At 54.7% G+C, this 17,416-nt stretch carries 12 protein-coding genes; 9 read left to right on the top strand and 3 right to left on the bottom strand.

The genetic code is table 11. The annotated features are described in order from the left end of the window. The first annotated feature begins 13 nt into the window (after positions 1-13). From C5O23_RS08270 to C5O23_RS08225, 9 genes are all read left to right on the top strand, one after another. Positions 14-2,077: a RagB/SusD family nutrient uptake outer membrane protein gene (locus C5O23_RS08270; protein WP_107032477.1), complete on the top strand. Its 2,064-nt coding sequence runs from the start codon at positions 14-16 to the stop codon at positions 2,075-2,077. A gap of 192 nt (positions 2,078-2,269) precedes the next feature. Next, positions 2,270-3,229, top strand: coding sequence for a hypothetical protein (locus C5O23_RS08265; protein WP_133166528.1), 960 nt, complete (start codon positions 2,270-2,272; stop codon positions 3,227-3,229). Between the two features lie 101 nt (positions 3,230-3,330). Next, the gene (locus tag C5O23_RS08260; RefSeq protein WP_107032475.1) at positions 3,331-6,891 is read left to right on the top strand and encodes a fibronectin type III domain-containing protein; all 3,561 of its coding nucleotides are present in this window, start codon (positions 3,331-3,333) and stop codon (positions 6,889-6,891) included. Positions 6,892-7,058: 167 nt separating this feature from the next. Beyond that, complete coding sequence (locus C5O23_RS08255; protein WP_107032474.1) at positions 7,059-7,352, top strand: DUF3450 domain-containing protein; 294 nt, start codon at positions 7,059-7,061, stop codon at positions 7,350-7,352. Continuing rightward, entirely contained in the window at positions 7,352-7,663 is a 312-nt protein-coding gene (locus C5O23_RS08250; protein ID WP_161553574.1) for a cell division protein ZapA, read from the top strand. The genes C5O23_RS08255 and C5O23_RS08250 overlap by 1 nt, the downstream gene beginning before the upstream one ends. Positions 7,664-7,886: 223 nt before the next feature. Beyond that, positions 7,887-9,428 carry a ribonuclease Y gene (gene rny, locus C5O23_RS08245; RefSeq protein WP_107032472.1) on the top strand — a complete coding sequence of 514 codons (1,542 nt, stop codon included), beginning with the start codon at positions 7,887-7,889 and terminating at the stop codon, positions 9,426-9,428. 15 nt (positions 9,429-9,443) lie between these two features. After that, positions 9,444-10,817 (top strand): regulatory iron-sulfur-containing complex subunit RicT, encoded by a 1,374-nt coding sequence (locus tag C5O23_RS08240; RefSeq protein ID WP_107032471.1) that lies wholly within the window; start codon positions 9,444-9,446, stop codon positions 10,815-10,817. 39 nt (positions 10,818-10,856) lie between these two features. Next, entirely contained in the window at positions 10,857-11,342 is a 486-nt protein-coding gene (locus C5O23_RS08235; RefSeq protein ID WP_107032470.1) for a gliding motility lipoprotein GldH, read from the top strand. An 890-nt stretch (positions 11,343-12,232) separates the two neighbouring features. Continuing rightward, on the top strand, positions 12,233-12,646 hold the full coding sequence (locus tag C5O23_RS08225) for an N-acetylmuramoyl-L-alanine amidase (protein ID WP_107032468.1): 414 nt from the start codon (positions 12,233-12,235) through the stop codon (positions 12,644-12,646). A 105-nt stretch (positions 12,647-12,751) separates the two neighbouring features. Here C5O23_RS08225 and C5O23_RS08220 read toward each other — a convergent pair whose 3' ends face one another. From C5O23_RS08220 to C5O23_RS08210, 3 genes are all read right to left on the bottom strand, one after another. Beyond that, complete coding sequence (locus tag C5O23_RS08220; protein WP_107032467.1) at positions 12,752-14,095, bottom strand: inositol-3-phosphate synthase; 1,344 nt, start codon at positions 14,093-14,095, stop codon at positions 12,752-12,754. A gap of 417 nt (positions 14,096-14,512) precedes the next feature. Continuing rightward, on the bottom strand, positions 14,513-15,526 hold the full coding sequence (locus C5O23_RS08215; protein WP_107032466.1) for a 2-oxoacid:ferredoxin oxidoreductase subunit beta: 1,014 nt from the start codon (positions 15,524-15,526) through the stop codon (positions 14,513-14,515). 2 nt (positions 15,527-15,528) lie between these two features. Further along, positions 15,529-17,379 (bottom strand): 2-oxoacid:acceptor oxidoreductase subunit alpha, encoded by a 1,851-nt coding sequence (locus C5O23_RS08210; RefSeq protein WP_107032465.1) that lies wholly within the window; start codon positions 17,377-17,379, stop codon positions 15,529-15,531. Between the last annotated feature and the right edge of the window lie 37 nt (positions 17,380-17,416).

Here is a 17,416-nt window from a genome sequence, read left to right as displayed (position 1 = left end):
TCAAGAATTCAACATGAAAAAGAACAAAATATATAGCATCCTCGCGGCTGCCCTTCTCTTCGGTGCCGCCCCGGCGCTCACCTCATGCGAGGATCTGCTGGAGAAACCGTCATTCACTGCTGATGACCTTGATTTCGTTTTTTCTGACGAAGACAAGGCAGAACTTTACGTGAAAGGCTGCTACCGCGCACTCGTTTTCTCTGAACTCTGGCGTCCATTCATTGACCCGGGTGTCACTGTAATCAGCGAGGACGCGATTGACGGCGGACGCCCCCGTTCGGCAAACTTCGCCTATGACCCCATCCTCCCCGCAACAGCCACTACCGTCTACAGCCAGTCATACAAGACCATCGAATCCTGCAACGTTGCGCTCAAACGCCTTGCCGGACTCCATGAGACTGCTAAGCTCAAAGCATTGAAAGCTGAGGTGACTTTCATCCGGGCTTTCGCATACAACGAACTTATCCGCTTCTATGGCGATGTGCCTGCCGCTTTTTCACCGATCAGCGAACAGCAGGACCAGTCATGGTATCCTAAGCGCACCAGCCGCGATGAAATCTATGACCGTATCATCGGAGAGATGCAGGACTGTGTGGACGATCTCCCCTGGTTCTCTGAATCAAATTACGGTTCTGCCCCGGAACGTCTGACCCGTCAGGCTGCAAAAGGCATTCTTGCACGTATCTGTCTGTATGCAGGCGGTTACTCTCTGCGTTGGGACATTGAGACCAACGATGCCTCTTCGCTCCACTTTGACCGTCGCCCGGATGAAGCCCGCGTGAAAGAACTTTATGAAATCGCAGATGCCGCTCTTGCAGAGGTAATCGGAAAAGGTGAAAACAGCCTCATCACCCAGGGTCGAGACGGCATGAGCCCCTATCATACTCTTTTCTACAACTACTGCCAGCGCAATTTCGGTGTCAGCTCTCAGGAAATGATGTGGCAGATAGCCCAGCTTGGCGAATCAACCAACTCGGATTTCGGTATCTACAACGGACAGCCCGGATGTATGGGTGGCCCCTTCGGTGGCCGCAAGACTCTCCAGGTCAAACTGCCTACGTATTACCTTTCGTTTGATCCGGCAGATATGCGTCGCGATGTGATCTGCGCCAACTACTCTATCACATTCCTTAGCGATGCTGAAAAGTTCGATGGTACAAACTGCGCTACCACTTTCTCAAGCATCATGCCCGGCAAATACCGCATCCAGTGGTGTCAGGCTCCTCAGGCTGCTGCAAAACGCAACGTTGACGTGCCTCTTCTGCGCTATGCCGACATACTTCTCATGTATGCCGAAACCCAGAACTACCTCCACGGCCCCAATGACGCCGCCAAAGCTGCTCTAAAGCAGGTTCGCGACCGAGCCGGAATCGGAGCCATGCCTATCGCAGCCGCTAACAAGGAAGAATTCCTCGAAACCATCATGCAGGAACGCAAATGGGAACTTGGCGATGAACTTCTTGTCCGTGGCGACCTTATCCGCATGAACCTTATCGAAAAAGAAGTGCGCCAGGCTCAGCAAGACATAAAGGATCTTTCAGACCGCACAGGCAAATATGCCGATGTCCCCGCTCTGCGCATTGTCAAACTCCAGATGAGCTCATGCGAATATGGCGAAAAGGCTCTCACAGTGCCATATATCGAAATCTCAGATCCGGCTGAAATTTCCAAACTCACAGCCATGAAGAATGCCTCGACCGCAAGCAACCGAAACAAGCACAATCAGGCTGTGAAGGAGGTTCTTGCAGCACATGGCATAACTCCCTCTGACAGCGAAGTATGGTACACTGTAAACATGTTCCAGGCCTGGACAAGCACCTATAACAAGAACTCCCGCCGCTGCGCCGGTTACTCTCCAGCCGCGATAACCGCCCTCAACATCGGCTCTACGGTTTATACCAAACCGCTTGCCAGCTCCGAAAACAACGGAGCATATCCCGATTGGGTTGCAGGCGAATACGGTATTTATCACGGTTTCGTCAAGAACAAAACCGAGATTTGCCCGTTTGCCGGCAAGAGCGCAGGTCATCCGCTGATCGACAACCCCAACCTTACCCAGCATCCCGCCTACAAGTAAGGACGGTCTCAATTAGCAACTGAATAATAAAAGTCTTTCATGACCTCTGTGTTATACAGCGGTCAAAAACCGCAAGCAGAAACGGAGTTCTGACACTCCGGCATCCGGCTGATCAGAACTCCGTTTCCGCTTTCATATATTCAGATCATTATTAACCAAATAATTTTATATTCTATCAAACATTTCTACACAATGAAAAAATCATTAATCCTTTCCGCCGTTATGATGGCGGCTCTCGGAGCTAATGCAGAAGTCTTCACTTATGACTTCAATAACACTCCTCTCTACTGCAAGGCTATCTTCAGCCCCGCCGGCGAAATCGTTGACGAAGCAACTGAACTCGAAGGCCTCGGATTCGGATCAAACTATGATTTCATTGACAAAACCGGCATGGCTCTCAACACCTGCGGTTCAATGTTCAATGTAAAAAATGCAGATGGCAAATGGGAAGCTGTCAAAAACCGTTGCATCGACCTCGTTGACGGCCAGACCTACACTCTCGAAGGAGAAGACGGTGACTTCACTGCTATTGACATGACTCATCCTTTCATCTGCTGGAACCAGGATGGTGTTGGCCCGGCCCGTACACTCCTCATGAAAGGCTGGGGTGGAAATCATGGCGTAGATACTAACTACGGTGCAGCTTCAGAAGCTGATGCAGTGGAAACTACTCACGCCATTGCTTTCAACCGTAACTCAAACACCGGCAGCCGCACAGGTACTTACATCCAGTTCCCCGCTATCGGCAACCCGACCAAGCTCACTATCTGGATCGGCCATGCAGGTGGCAAATACATTGACAAAGGCCTTTACGCAGAAGTAACTCCCGTTGTCAACGGTGTTGTAGGCGAAACAATCGCAGTCAACGGTCCCTCTGATGCAAAAGCAAAACGCTACTACAAGCAGGAAGTCGCCCTCCCCGCCGGTCTCACAGGCAACGTTGCATTCCGCATCGGTTGTGGCGGTAGCGAACTCGGCCTCTACCATGTGGTAATGGAAGGTTCTGCACCTGAACAGTCAGGCATTGAAGATATCATTGCCAATCCTGAAGCTGACGAAAACGCACCTATCTACAACGTGCTCGGCGTTCAGGTTGACGAAAACTACAAGGGTATCGTCATCAAAAACGGTAAAAAGTACATTCAGAAATAATCAGTCAGTACTGATAATCTAAAAAAATCTGAAATTGCCCCGCAGGGTTGCTTATAAAACCTTGCGGGGTTTTCAAAATCTAATCCAATCAAAATTTAACCATGAAATTTCTTAAAAAACTTGCTATTGCCTGCTGTGCGCTCTCTATGAGCACAGGAGCGATGGCTGCTGACAACGGCATCCTCGCTTTTCCTGGTGCTGAAGGTTTCGGTAGATTCACCACCGGCGGCCGAGGCGGAGAAATCTACCACGTCACCAACCTTAACGATTCCGGAACCGGATCTCTGCGCGATGCCGTCAGCAAACCCAACCGCATTGTAGTTTTTGACGTCAGCGGCGTCATCGAGCTGAAATCAGTTCTGGTTTTCAGCAGCAACCTCACAGTCCTCGGCCAGACAGCTCCAGGCGAAGGCATACAGGTATATGGCAATCGCGTCTCATTCTCCAACGCAAACAACACTATCATTCGCTACATCCGCTTCCGCATGGGCATTAAAGGCGATAACGGCAAAGATGCCGCCGGTGTGGCCAGCGGTCATGACATGATCTTCGACCATCTTTCCGTGCTTTGGGGTCGTGACGAAAACTTCTCGATCTCATCAAACTCAAAAGGCACTGGTCCGCAGAACATCACTGTCCAGAATTCAATCATCGGCCAGGGCCTGCAGACTCACTCCTGCGGTGGCCTGATTCAGACTGACGGCGGTGTGACTCTATACCGTAACCTCTATATCGAAAACAAGACCCGCAACCCGAAAGTCAAAGGGCTCAACCAGTATGTCAACAATGTGGTCTACAACTGGGGTAACGGAGGATGCTATATCATGAGCGACTCCGAAGGTGACTCCTGGGCTGACATTCAGAACAACTATTTCATGAGAGGCCCCTGGAACGGTGCGACAAAGCCCTTCTCACGCGGCAAACAGGGATTCCGCTTCTATGGAGCCGGCAACTACTATGACGACAACAAAGACGGTATTCTCAACGGCTACCTCATGCCCGTAGATGAGATGCTCGGCACTCAGTCAGACGGATCTCAGAGCATATACCTTGAAAGCATTGATGCCGTAAATGCTACAATTGATGAATTCAATGCTGCAAACGCCGCTCAGATCGCAGCCGGTACTCAGATTGAAGTCCAGCATATAACTCCGATACAGAACATGATGACTGCTGAAGAATCTTATGCCTGGATTCTTGAGAATGTAGGCCCGACGCTTCCTGTCAGAGATGAAGTGGACCAGTATATTATCGATGAACTCGCATCATACGGTGCCAAAGGAACCAAAAACGGCATCAGCAGCGAATCGCAGTTTCCCCACAGAGGCACAGGCACAATCTCAGGCGGCGTGAAGCCCCTCGACACTGACGGTGACGGCATTCCCGATTCCTGGGAAACAGCAAACGGTCTCAACCCGAATGATGCTTCCGACGCTGCAAAAATCGATCCTGCCACAGGTTACGCCTGGATAGAACTTTACGCCAACTCCATCACCGAGGCTTTCCCCTACATCAAGAAGCCAATCAAGTTCGCCATCGGCACTCCATCAAAGACCTCGCTGTCTCTGAGCTGGGATGTCAACAAGAACACCGACCACGGTTTCGTGATTGAAGTCTCTACTGACGGCGGCCTCACCTTCACCGAAGTGGCCACCGCCCCCGCCGGCGCCACTACCGCCGAGCTGACAACCCTCCAGCCCATGACGGCCTATCAGATCCGCCTGCGCGCAACTGACGGCAAGGGTCTCTACTCGGACTACACCGACACCCTCTCGTTCGAGACCTCAGGCGACCCGACCGTGCCCTTCGCTTCTGAACTCATCTTCCCTGCCAACGGTGCCAAGGAAGGCATTGCCAACGGCATCAACTTCACCTGGAAGAACGACCGCAAGGCCTACGGCGGAGATGTGACCTACAGCCTCTTCCTCGGAACCGATGCCGAAAACCTCACCGAAGCCGCTTCAGGCCTCACTGCCACTGAATGGAACTGCACCACTCTCGAAGCCAACAAGACCTACTACTGGCGCGTCGATGCCACCAACTCTCTCGGCACCACCCCCAGCGAAGTCTACAGCTTCACCACTACCGCAGGCGGTGTGCTCTTCTACACCGACTTCCACACATGCCCCGCATCATATGCCGAAAAATTCGGTTCGAAGACAAACAACCCCAACGTGTTCAACGCCGCAAACCAGAGCATGGATTTTGACGGCTTGGTGATCGGCTCCGGCTCCAACGCCATCCGCGTCGTAGCTATGAGCGGCTGCTTCTCTGAAGACCTTAACGCCGACTACGGCCCGGCTTCTGAAGAAGACCGCGGTGCAACCGCAAAGGCCCTCCAGTTCTACACCACCAAGGCAGGCGGCTACATCGAGACCCCCGAAGTGCAGGGTCCCTGCGTGCTGACCGTCTACTTCGGCAACACCGGCTCTTCTCAGCAGACTGTCAAGATCGTCACCATAGCAGGCGGCGAGGAAAGCACCGAAAGCTACGCCATCGGCGCCAAGAAGCGCATCTTCAAATACACCAAGACCTATACCAACGCCGGTGCAGTCAAGTTCCGCATTGATGCCAACGGCAAGAAGTTCAACATCAACGACATCCTCGTAGAGCGCTACGTTGCCCCCGAAGGAGACCAGCCCCTTGAACTCACCTCCGGCGAACAGAACAACTCGATCGACTACACCGACGGCAACATCAGCCTCGGCTTCAACCAGGAAGTCAAATATAACGGCGGAGCCACAATCTCCGGCATCAAGAGCTACGAAGACATCACCATTGCTGCCGGCGGCACCCGCATGACTGTCAGCTACGAAGCCCTTGACGCAAACTCCGAATACACAATCAGCTTCCCCGCAGGAGCTCTCACAGATGCCGGCGGAGAGAAGTCGTTCGTAGGCGAAGTGAAACTCACCACCGGTGACTTCCCCCGCGCCAAGCAGAGCGGCGAAACCCACTGGGGCAAGGCCATCAAGACCCTCCCCGTCAACTTCGCACCGTTCAACACCGTGGCACCCTTCGAAACCGTAGGCGGCCTCGTGCAGACCTCGCAGAACGACTACCCCCACTGGTGCTACACCGCCGGCGGCTCTAACGCAGGCGAAGTAACCGCCGACCACGTGACCTTCCGTTCAGCCTCAAGCAACGACAAGGTGATGGCCTACTTCGACGGCACTGCCAAGAAAATCTACCTCGAAGTATCGGCAAGCGAAGGCTCGGCCTGCCGCCTCAAGATCCAGGAGACCCGCAACGCCGACATCGCACCCACCTGGCGCACAATCCGCGTCCTCTCCCAGGACGAACTTCCCTTCAAGGGCGAACTCGAACTCAACCCCGAATCGCGCTTCGTGAAGATCGTCCCCGCCTCTGTCAGCGGCGACGTCACCCTCAACGCCTTCCGCATCTCAGATGCCGACGGCAACTTCGGCCCTGACTTCAGCGGCATAGCCGGCATCATCGCCTCAGACCTCAGAGTAAGCACCACCGCCGAAGGCATCCGCGTCAGCGGCCTCGCAGCCGGCATCCGTGTCAACGTCTATGACATCGCCGGCCGCACAGTGGCAATCGCTGTTTCTGACGGATCAGACACCGAGCTCGCTCTCGCCAAAGGCGGATTCTATCTGGTCAGCGCCGCAGGCAAGACCTTCAAGATCCGCTTCTGACAACCGGCCTGCCGCCACACTGACGGCATGACATCCATCAGCGCCGCCTCCGCTCACCCCGGAGGCGGCGCTTTGGTTAAATAATGTTTCATAGATTTAATTTCCGTGTCAAAACTTCCCGCCGTTCGGGAATTAATGCTTACATTTGTGATATAATTCAGACAAGCATGGCCGCCAACCTTCAGCATCGGGTCGATAAAATCGAATCAAAGGCCGCGCTCATCCTTGAGCGCTACAGGCTGATATCGCAGGCCAGACAGGAAGCCGAAAACCGAGTGAGAGAGCTCACCGGCACTGTGGAGCGCCTCGAACGCACCATCGGCGACCTCAACAGGCAGATTGAATACCTCAAAGTGGCCTCAGTGCTCACCCCAGACCACAAAGACGTTGAAGCCACGCGCGCGGTGCTTTCCGAATTAGTGCGCGAAATCGACAAATGCATCAACCAGTTAAGCATTTGATGAACGAAAAGATACTCAATATATCAATCCGCATAGCCGACCAGCCACGAATGGCGCTGCGAATCCCCGCCTCACAGGAAGAGGTGGTCAGAAGAGCCGAGGCCAACATCAACGAACTCTGGCGAAAATGGTCAGCGATGGCGGAATTCAAAGATAAATCCTCAGCCGAGATACTGGCAATGGTGACCTTCAGGTTCGCCCAGCTTTATTTCAGCGCCGAGGAAGCGTCAGTCAGAGCCGACAAGACTCTGGAGAGCCTGGAGAGAAGCCTCGACCGCATAATCCACAATCTCCATGACTGCGCAGACTGACATGCTGACAACCTCTTCTCCCTGACCTCGTCCCCATGCCCGACAGGAGTGCCGGCTGAGACTACCGGACGGTCAGACCCGAAAAACCGAATTCACGCACGCTCAACACATCTGACGAGCGCCTCTCCCGCGGGATGCCGCGGCGCCTGAGAGGTCCGGATGTTTGACACGTGCATTTTTTATATACATATATTTTTCATACCTTTTTGTAGTCCTTAAATTTATGGATATATTATTCTACATCTGCGCCGCCCTCATAGGGGCCGCCATCGGAATAGTGATCATGGTAGCCGTCCAGCGATCAACCGCCCGCTCGCGCGCCAAAACGATAATCGACGATGCCAACCGCGAGGCAGAAGTGATCATGAAAGACAAACTTCTCGAAGCCCGCGAACAGGAACTCCGCATCAAGACCGAAGCCGAAAAGCAAGCCAACCAGCGCCTGCAGCGCATCCAGAGCGAAGAGTCGAAACTCAAACAGCGCCAGACTCAGCTCAACCAGCAGCAGAGCGAAAACGCCCGCGCCAGAAACGAAAACGAACAGACCCGCCAGAACCTCGAAGCCCAGCTCGCCGTGGTCGACCAGCGCAAGGAAGAACTCGACCGCCTGCGCCGCACCGCCCAGGACACCCTCGAACACATCTCAGGACTCTCAAGCGAAGAAGCCAAGGAAAAGCTAATCGAATCGCTCAAAGACGAAGCCAAGACCGCCGCAAGCGCCTATATCAACGACATCATGGACGAAGCCAAGATGACCGCCAACAAGGAAGCCAAACGCATCGTGGTCCAGTCAATCCAGCGCCTCGCCACAGAGACCGCCATTGAAAACTCCGTGACAGTCTTCCACATCGACAGCGACGAGATCAAAGGCCGCATCATAGGCCGCGAAGGCCGCAACATCCGCGCCCTCGAAGCCGCGACAGGGATCGAAATCATCGTCGATGACACCCCTGAAGCCATAGTGCTCTCAGGCTTCGACCCCGTGCGACGCGAGATAGCACGCCTCGCCCTCCATCAGCTCGTGGCCGACGGCCGCATCCACCCCGCCCGCATCGAGGAAGTTGTAGCCAAAGTGCGCAAACAGATCGAGGAAGAGATCATCGAAACCGGCAAGCGCACAGCCATTGACCTCGGCATCCACGGCCTCCACCCCGACCTCATCCGCATGGTCGGAAAAATGAAATACCGCTCAAGCTACGGACAGAACCTCCTGCAGCACTCGCGCGAGACCGCAAACCTCTGCGCCATCATGGCCGCCGAGCTCGGACTCAACCCCAAGAAAGCCCGTCGCGCAGGCCTGCTCCACGACATAGGCAAGGTGCCCGACGAAGAGCCCGAACTGCCCCACGCACTCCTCGGCATGAAACTCGCCGAAAAATACAAGGAAAAACCTGAGATCTGCAACGCCATCGGCGCCCACCACGACGAAATCGAACAGACCTCGCTCCTGGCCCCCATCGTCCAGGTCTGCGACGCCATCTCAGGCGCACGTCCCGGCGCCCGCCGCGAGATTGTCGAAGCCTATATCAAGCGTCTCAACGACCTCGAACAGCTCGCCCTCAGCTATCCCGGCGTGATCAAGACCTACGCCATCCAGGCCGGCCGCGAACTGCGCGTGATTGTCGGAGCCGACAAGATCGACGACGTCGAGACCGAAAAGCTCTCATCGGAAATCGCCCGCCGCATCCAGGACGAAATGACATATCCCGGACAGGTCAAAATCACCGTAATCCGCGAGACCCGCTCCGTAAGCTTCGCCAAGTAAGGGAGGGTCTGCGTCATGGAAGAAAAAGACAGAAAATGCCCCCGCGGAAAACTCCATTGCTTCAACTGGATGGAGGATATTCCCGGCGGCGTGACAGACTTTGACATAGTCGAAGTACAGTTCAAGAACACCCGCAAGGGTTTCTACCGCAACTCGGCCAACATCGACCTGGCCATAGGCGACACCGTAGCCGTCGAATCGGCTCCCGGCCATGACATCGGTGTGGTCACCCTGACCGGCAAGCTCGTGGCCCTGCAGATGCGCCGCGCCAACGTAAAGCCCGACGCCGAGATCAAGCGCGTGTTCCGCAAAGCCAAACCCGCCGACCTTGAGAAATACGAAGAGGCAAAGGCCCGCGAGAACGACACCATGATCCGCGCACGCAAGATAGCCGAATCGCTCAACCTCAACATGAAGATCGGCGACGTCGAATATCAGGGCGACAGCAACAAGGCCATCTTCTACTACATAGCCGACGAGCGAGTGGACTTCCGCCAGCTCATCAAGGTCCTTGCCGACACCTTCAAGGTGCGCATCGAGATGAAGCAGATCGGAGCCCGCCAGGAAGCCGGACGCATAGGCGGCATCGGCTCCTGCGGACGCCCGCTGTGCTGCGCGAGCTGGATGACCAACTTTGTTTCTGTAGGCACCAGCGCCGCCCGCTATCAAGACATCTCGCTCAACCCCCAGAAACTCGCCGGACAGTGCGCCAAGCTCAAATGCTGCCTCAACTTCGAGGTTGACACCTACGTTGAGAGCGCCCGCCATCTCCCCGGCCGCGAGATTCGCCTCGAAACGGCTGACAACACCTATTTCCACTTCAAGACCGACATCTTCAAGAAGGAGATAACCTACTCGACCGACAAGCAGATAGCAGCCAATCTCGTCACCATCTCCGCAGCCCGCGCCTTCGAGGTCATCGACATGAACCGCCGTGGCGAAAAACCGCTCCAGCTTCAGGCCGACGATGCCGAAAAGAGCTCGGCCAAGGCCAAGCCAATCGACCTCGCCTCGCAGGACGACCTCACCCGCTTCGACAAAGCCAAAAAGAAAAAGCGCAAAAAGAAAAGCGGAGGCGGCAACGGACAGAAACAGGAAGGCCAGCAGCAGAAACCTCAGGCCGAGAAACAGGATGCACCAAAAGCGCCCAAAAACGCCGGAGAACAGCCCCAGAAACAGCAGCGCAGACGCAACGACAACCCTGAAGCCAACGCCGCCACCCAGCAGCCCGGCCAGCAGAAAAACCAGCGCCAGCGCAACAAAGACAACCGCCGCGAGCCAAAAGCCCAGCAGCCACGTCAGCAGAATGCCCCTCAGACTGAAAAGCCCGACGCTCCCGCCGAACGCCCCAACCGCATCCCGAAAGCCTTCCGCGACAACCAGGAATAAGCGATCGTTTTGACAACGCCTCCAGAAGAGATTATCCAGATGCGATCAACCACCTATATTATTATAGCAGCAATCTCAATTCTCGCGCTTCTCGCAGCCTGTGGCCGCGGGAAGCGCGATTACAGCAGCTGGCAGCAGCTTCCGGCTGACGGATGGGCCTACAACGACACCATCAGCCTCCTGCCGGTCGACACAACGCTCACCGACAACGACTCGATACTCAACGGCAGCACACTCCACGTGGCTCTGCGTCACAGCAACGCCTATCCCTACTCCAACATCTGGCTTGAACTGACCTACCACGGTGACGGTCCTTATCTGCTGCGTGACACCATCAACATGCCCCTCGCCGACCTCTACGGCCGTTGGCTCGGAAGCGGTTTCGGTGCCGGCTACCAGCACGAACTCATTGTCAACCCCGACACCCGCATCGACCTCACGCGCCCCGTGGCCCTGCGCCACATAATGCGCGTCGACACCCTCCGCGGAGTCGAACAGATCGGAATCCTTGTAGAGAAAAATTAGAGAGCAGTTCATAACAGAACACCCTCTCCCACCGCCCGCACAAATGCAGAGGCTGCCTATCGGCTCCAAAACCGAAAGCAGCCTCTGTCTGTTTATCATCCCTCAGCGGGTGTCCGCCAGGACACCGGTTTACTCATAGCCCCCGACACCGCAGCGCTCAGCGCGTAGGTGTCGGGGGTAAAAACATTCAAACAAATGTGGTGTCCGGTCGAGGACACCGATTTACCGCCCCGGACGGCTCGTAGATGGCAGACAAAGCGCGCTTCGGACGATCTGCACCCGGCAGATGCCCCGCAAGACAGATTCCGGATGAACCTCGCTCAGCGGGTGTCCGCCAGGACACCGATTTACTCATAGGAGGCTGTGTCAAAATAGGCGCAGCCGATTCAACTTTTTATGGCGTTCCTTATCCCGAACTCGCGTTTATAGGATATTGCAAAACTTGCTGCAACAACCACTTATCTTTTCACCTCCTTTGAAAGGTTATGAAAGAAAGCAATCAGATAGCACAAAAAGCCGATTGTCAGACATCCGAATGGCACCGATGTCAAAGATCCTCTGACAAAAAACACGACCGTCACAACGTAGATCAAGCTCCAGATAGCGAGCAGAATATTCTTATAAAGTCTCATGCGCAAGATGTCACATTAGGTTCTTCAAGATGTTGATTCTGACAAGATGAGAGGAAGCAACTACACATCAGAATACTAAAACTTAAAAACGCAAAAGTGCGAGGCCAAAAATACTAAAAATTTCCGGTATCTCCGCAGTATCTCCGCATCATCGCACTAAAACCGGGCATTCCCGGCATTAACTTTGCAAGCACAACCCCTCCCGCCCGCACACATAACACTCCATTTTCAACAACAACCTCCAATTCTCCCACTCCCATGCGCACCATCACCGAAATCATCATCCACTGCACCGCCACACCCGCCGGCCGCCACGTCAGCGTGGCCGAAATCGACCTCTGGCACCGCCAGAGAGGCTTCCGCACCATCGGCTACCACTATCTCATCGACCTTGACGGCACAATCCACACCGGACGCCCCCTGAGCGAGACAGGCGCGCACTGCCTCGGCCACAACTCCCACAGCATCGGCATAGCCTACGCAGGAGGCCTCACAGCCGACAGCACCCGTCAACCCGCCGACACCCGCACAGAAGCCCAGAAAACCGCCCTCCTGAAGCTCCTGAGCGATCTCCGCCTCGCCTATCCCAAGGCCCGCATACATTCCCACCGCGATTTTGCCGCCAAAGCCTGCCCCTGCTTCGACGCCACCGCCGAATACGCCTCCATCTAAAAACCGCTTCACCCCTCCCCCTCTCGGCCACCCCTGAAAAAACAGACAGTCCCGGAAGATTGCTCTTCCGGAACTGTCAATATAATCAAGATGTGATGAATAGGCTTAGTCGATTTCTTCGTCAGCCTCGTAGCCACCCATTTCGCGGATAGCGTTCTTCAGCATGGTGTACTGCTGGAAGAGGTGGTTGACGGGCACTTCACCCTTGGTGTAGTCATGCATCGGGCTCTTGAGGAAGAAGCTCAGGAAGCGCTGGATGCCGTGACGGCCTGCACGTGCTGCGAGGTCGCTCAGAAGCACGAGGTCAAGGCAAAGAGGAGCGGCAAGGATAGAGTCGCGGCAGAGGAAGTTGATCTTGATCTGCATCGGATAGCCCATCCAGCCGAAAATGTCGATGTTGTCCCAGCCTTCCTTGCTGTCGTTGCGCGGGGGATAGTAGTTGATGCGCACCTTGTGGTAGTAGCCCTGGTGGCCGCCTTCCTCAGCACCGCCGCAGTTTGCGTTGTAGAGATCGGGCTGATCTTCGGGAACGAGGATTGACTCAAGGGTAGAAAGCTTGGAAACCTCCTTGGTACGGAAGTTTGCGGGTTCGTCGAGCACGAGACCGTCGCGGTTACCGAGGATGTTGGTCGAGAACCAGCCGTTGAGACCCAGACAGCGGGTGCCGATGATGGGGGCGAAGCCTGACTTCACGAGAGTCTGGCCGGTCTTGAAGTCCTTGCCTGAGATAGGCATGCCGGTCTTTTCGCTGAGTTCCCACATTGCGGGGATGTCAACGGTTGTGTTGGGAGCGCCCATGATGAAGGGAGCGCCCTCGCAGAGGGCTGCGTAGGCATAGCACATTGAGGGTGCGATGTGTTCCTTGTCGTCAGCCTTCATTGCTGCTTCGAGAGCTTCGAGAGTTCCGTGGATCTTTTCGTCAACCGGAACATATACTTCAGTTGAAGCTGCCCAGAGCACAACAACGCGGTCAACACCTTTTTCTTTCTTGAAGTTGCGGATATCTTCGCGGAGCTGCTCTACCATTTCCCAGCGGGTCTTGCCGGCCATCACGTTGTCACCGTCGAGACGCTTTGCATAGTTGTGGTCGAAAGCGGCCTTCATCGGAACGATCTTTTCGAGTTCGTCCTTCACAGGCTCGATATCCTTGGGCTGAAGCACTTCAGCATAGACTGCGCTCTGATAAGCATTTGCAGGATAAACGTCCCATGCGCCGAACACAATGTCGTTCAGGTCGGCCATCGGAACGATGTCCTTGTAGTGGAGATATTTTTTATCAGCTCCCTTGCCAACACGGATCTTGTCATATTGGGTCATTGAGCCAACAGGTTTTGCGAGACCTTTGCGGGCCATGAGGACGCCGGTCATAAACGTGGAAGTCACGGCGCCAAGTCCTACTACGAGTACGCCAAGTTTACCATTGGCGGGTTTTACAGTAGATTTAGTCATGATTGTTCGTTACTAACTGAATAGTAGTTTATTAAGGTTAATTTTTGATATCTGGTCTTTAGCTCGTCGCAAAGAGAGTTTCCAACTTTACATTTGAGCTTTCAAAAGTACTGAGTTTTTTCGGATTGTGAAATTATTATTATTTAAAAATTACCTTATTAATTTTAAAATATGCAAAATAGAACGTATAACACTTAATTTTAATTAAAATGTGCACAAAAATACCGATTATCAGCAAATATATGTTAACACAGCCCCGAAATCCGTAATAGCCACTCCTCCAGACCGACAGATATAACAGACCGCTGGCAGAAATCCTTCTGCCAGCGGTCATTGCCTTTCACGTCAGGCCGGAAAACCATATCCGGCCATGAATTTTAGAGCTTGCTCAAAAACAATCTCTTATTGAGAATCTGCTTATTCCACAGTCCAGGTCTCACCGGCGAGAACCATGTCACGCAACGACGAGAAGTTCTTGCGGCCGCGCACCTCTTCGATCTGAGCGTCGATCTCTTCATTATAGACCGGAGAGTCAACATCGCGGATCACACCCAATGCCAGCGGCAGATCGTGGCCGTCCATCATGGCGAGCTGCTGGTGCAGGAAGTTCGACTGCGTGTGCGCGTCATGAACCAGCACATCATCCATCGTATAGCCGTCTTCGCCCACCTTCACTGCTTTCAGCAGGAAGCCGTCGCGCACGAGGCCCATCTCCTTATCCTTACCGAAAAGCATCTTTTCGCCGTGCACCAGATGGATGGTGCGTTCAGCACGGTGTTCGCGGTCGGTGATGAAATTGTGGATACCGTTGTTGAAGATCACACAGTTCTGAAGCACCTCTACAACTGACACTCCCTTGTGGAGAGCGGCGGCCACAAGCACCTCCTGCGAGATCTGAAGCTCTACGTCTATGCTGCGGGCAAAGAAATTGCCGCGGGCGCCGAACACAAGTTCCGCCGGGATGAATGGATCTTCGGTTGTGCCGTAGGGCGACGATTTCGACACGAAGCCGCGGTCGCTCGTGGGCGAATACTGCCCTTTGGTCAGACCGTAGATCTTGTTATTGAACAGAATCATGTTGATGTCCACATTGCGGCGCACTGCATGGATGAAGTGGTTGCCGCCGATGGCGAGACCGTCACCGTCGCCTGAAATCTGCCAGACACTCATGTCGGGGCGGGCCACCTTGAAGCCGGTAGCGATAGCGGCCGCACGTCCGTGTATGGTATGAAAACCGTAGGTGTTCATATAGTAAGGCAGACGCGAGCTGCAGCCGATACCTGAGATGACTGCCGTCTTGTGGGGAGGCACACCCACGGTTGCCATAGCCTTGTGGAGTGTGTTCAGGATCGCGTGGTCACCGCAGCCGGGACACCAGCGCACTGATTGATTGCTCTTATAATTGGCGGGGGTATATTGAGTCTGTTCCATGATTATTTGTCCTCCATGATTTTTTTGACACCGTTGACAACTTCGCTTACGAGGAATGGCTGTCCCTGAATCTTGTTGATGCGCTCTATGTGCAGATCAGGGAACTTGGCCTGGAGATAGTCGGCAAACATGCCGGTGTTGAGCTCGGCCACGATCACCCGCTTGTAGCCGCGCAGCACTTCGGCTGTGTTGGCGGGCAGCGGATTGATGTAGTTGAAGTGAGCGAATGCCACAGGACGGCCTTCGGCACAGAGTTCGCCGGCGGCAGTGCGCAGATGGCCGTAGGTACCGCCCCAGCCCACAAGAATTGTGTCAGCACCCTTCGGATCGAGCACTTCGAGCGCAGGGATGTGGTTGGCTATGCGTTCTATCTTCTCGCGGCGGGTCTGCACCATTTTCTCATGGTTGACCGGATCGGTCGAGATAGCGCCGGTGTTATAGTCTTTTTCAAGACCGCCCACACGGTGTGCGGCTCCTTCGGTTCCGGGGATAGCCCAGTAGCGGACCAGATCCTCGTCCTTGCGGGTGTAAGGCTGCCAGGCTTCGTCGATGGCATTTGGAGCCAGCAGCGGAGGATGGATTTCGGGCAGATCTGACGCTTCGGGCACACGCCATGCGCTCGAACCATTGCCGATGAAAGCATCGGTCAGGAGAATCACCGGTGTCATGTGTTCCATTGCTATTCTCGCGGCCTCGAACGCCATAGTAAAGCAGTCGGTCGGAGTCGATGCGGCCACTACTGCCAGAGGCGACTCGCCGTTGCGGCCGTAGAGCGCCTGCATGAGGTCAGTCTGTTCAGTCTTGGTAGGCAGACCGGTGGAGGGACCGCCACGCTGCACGTCGACAATCACCAGCGGAAGTTCGGCTATCACAGCCAGACCGATGCCTTCGCTCTTGAGAGCAAGACCGGGGCCTGAGGTCGAAGTGACCGCAAGATGGCCTGCGAATGATGCGCCTATGGCCGAGCAGACTCCGGCAATCTCGTCTTCCATCTGCAGAGCCTTCACTCCGAGATCCTTGCGCTTTGCAAGTTCCTGGAGTATGTCGGTGGCGGGAGTGATGGGATAGCTGCCGAGGAAGAGCGGACGCCCGCTCTTTTCAGAGGCTGCGATGAAGCCCCATGCAGTGGCGGTGTTGCCGTTGATGTCCGTATAGACGCCGGGCACAGCCTCTTCGGTCTCGATGCGGTAGGTGCTGACACTGGCGTGGATGTTGTTTCCGTAATTGTAGCCGGCCTCGATAACCTTGGCATTGGCTTCATAGATAGCGGGCTTCTTGGCGAATTTGCCCTTGAGCATACGGAGAGCCCCTTCAAGCGGACGGTCGAAAAGCCAGCAGACAAGACCGAGGGCGAATATGTTGCGGCACTTGAGGATGCTCTTGTTGTCCAGTCCCGACTCGGCCAGCGCGGCTTTGGTCATCGAAGTGACGGGCACTTCCACCACCTGGGCCTTGATGTCGAGTTCCTTGAACGGATCGAGAGTCTCGAAAAGCGCCTTTTTGAGATCTGATTCCTTGAATGAGTCGATGTCGACAATCACCACACCGCCAGCCTTGAGAAACTTGATGTTCTGCTTGAGAGCCGCGGGGTTCATGGCGATGAGCACGTCGCAGAGGTCACCCGGAGTGTGCACGTCGACACCTACACTTACCTGAAAGCCCGACACTCCGCTGAGCGATCCCTGCGGAGCTCGAACCTCGGCAGGATAGTCGGGGAAAGTTGACACTTTGTTTCCTAACCCTGCGGAAACATTTGTGAAAATGTTGCCTGCAAGCTGCATGCCGTCACCGGAGTCACCGGAAAAACGGACCACAACCTTGTCAAGGGTCTTGACATTGGTCTTGTCTAACATAATTAGATTGGTTTGATTAGATGAATGTGGTTATCAT

The sequence above is a fragment of the Duncaniella muris genome (assembly GCF_003024805.1).
Lineage (GTDB): Bacteria > Bacteroidota > Bacteroidia > Bacteroidales > Muribaculaceae > Duncaniella > Duncaniella muris.
The sequence above is the reverse complement of the archived record's forward strand: the minus strand, read 5'-3'. Positions and strand labels throughout refer to the sequence as shown.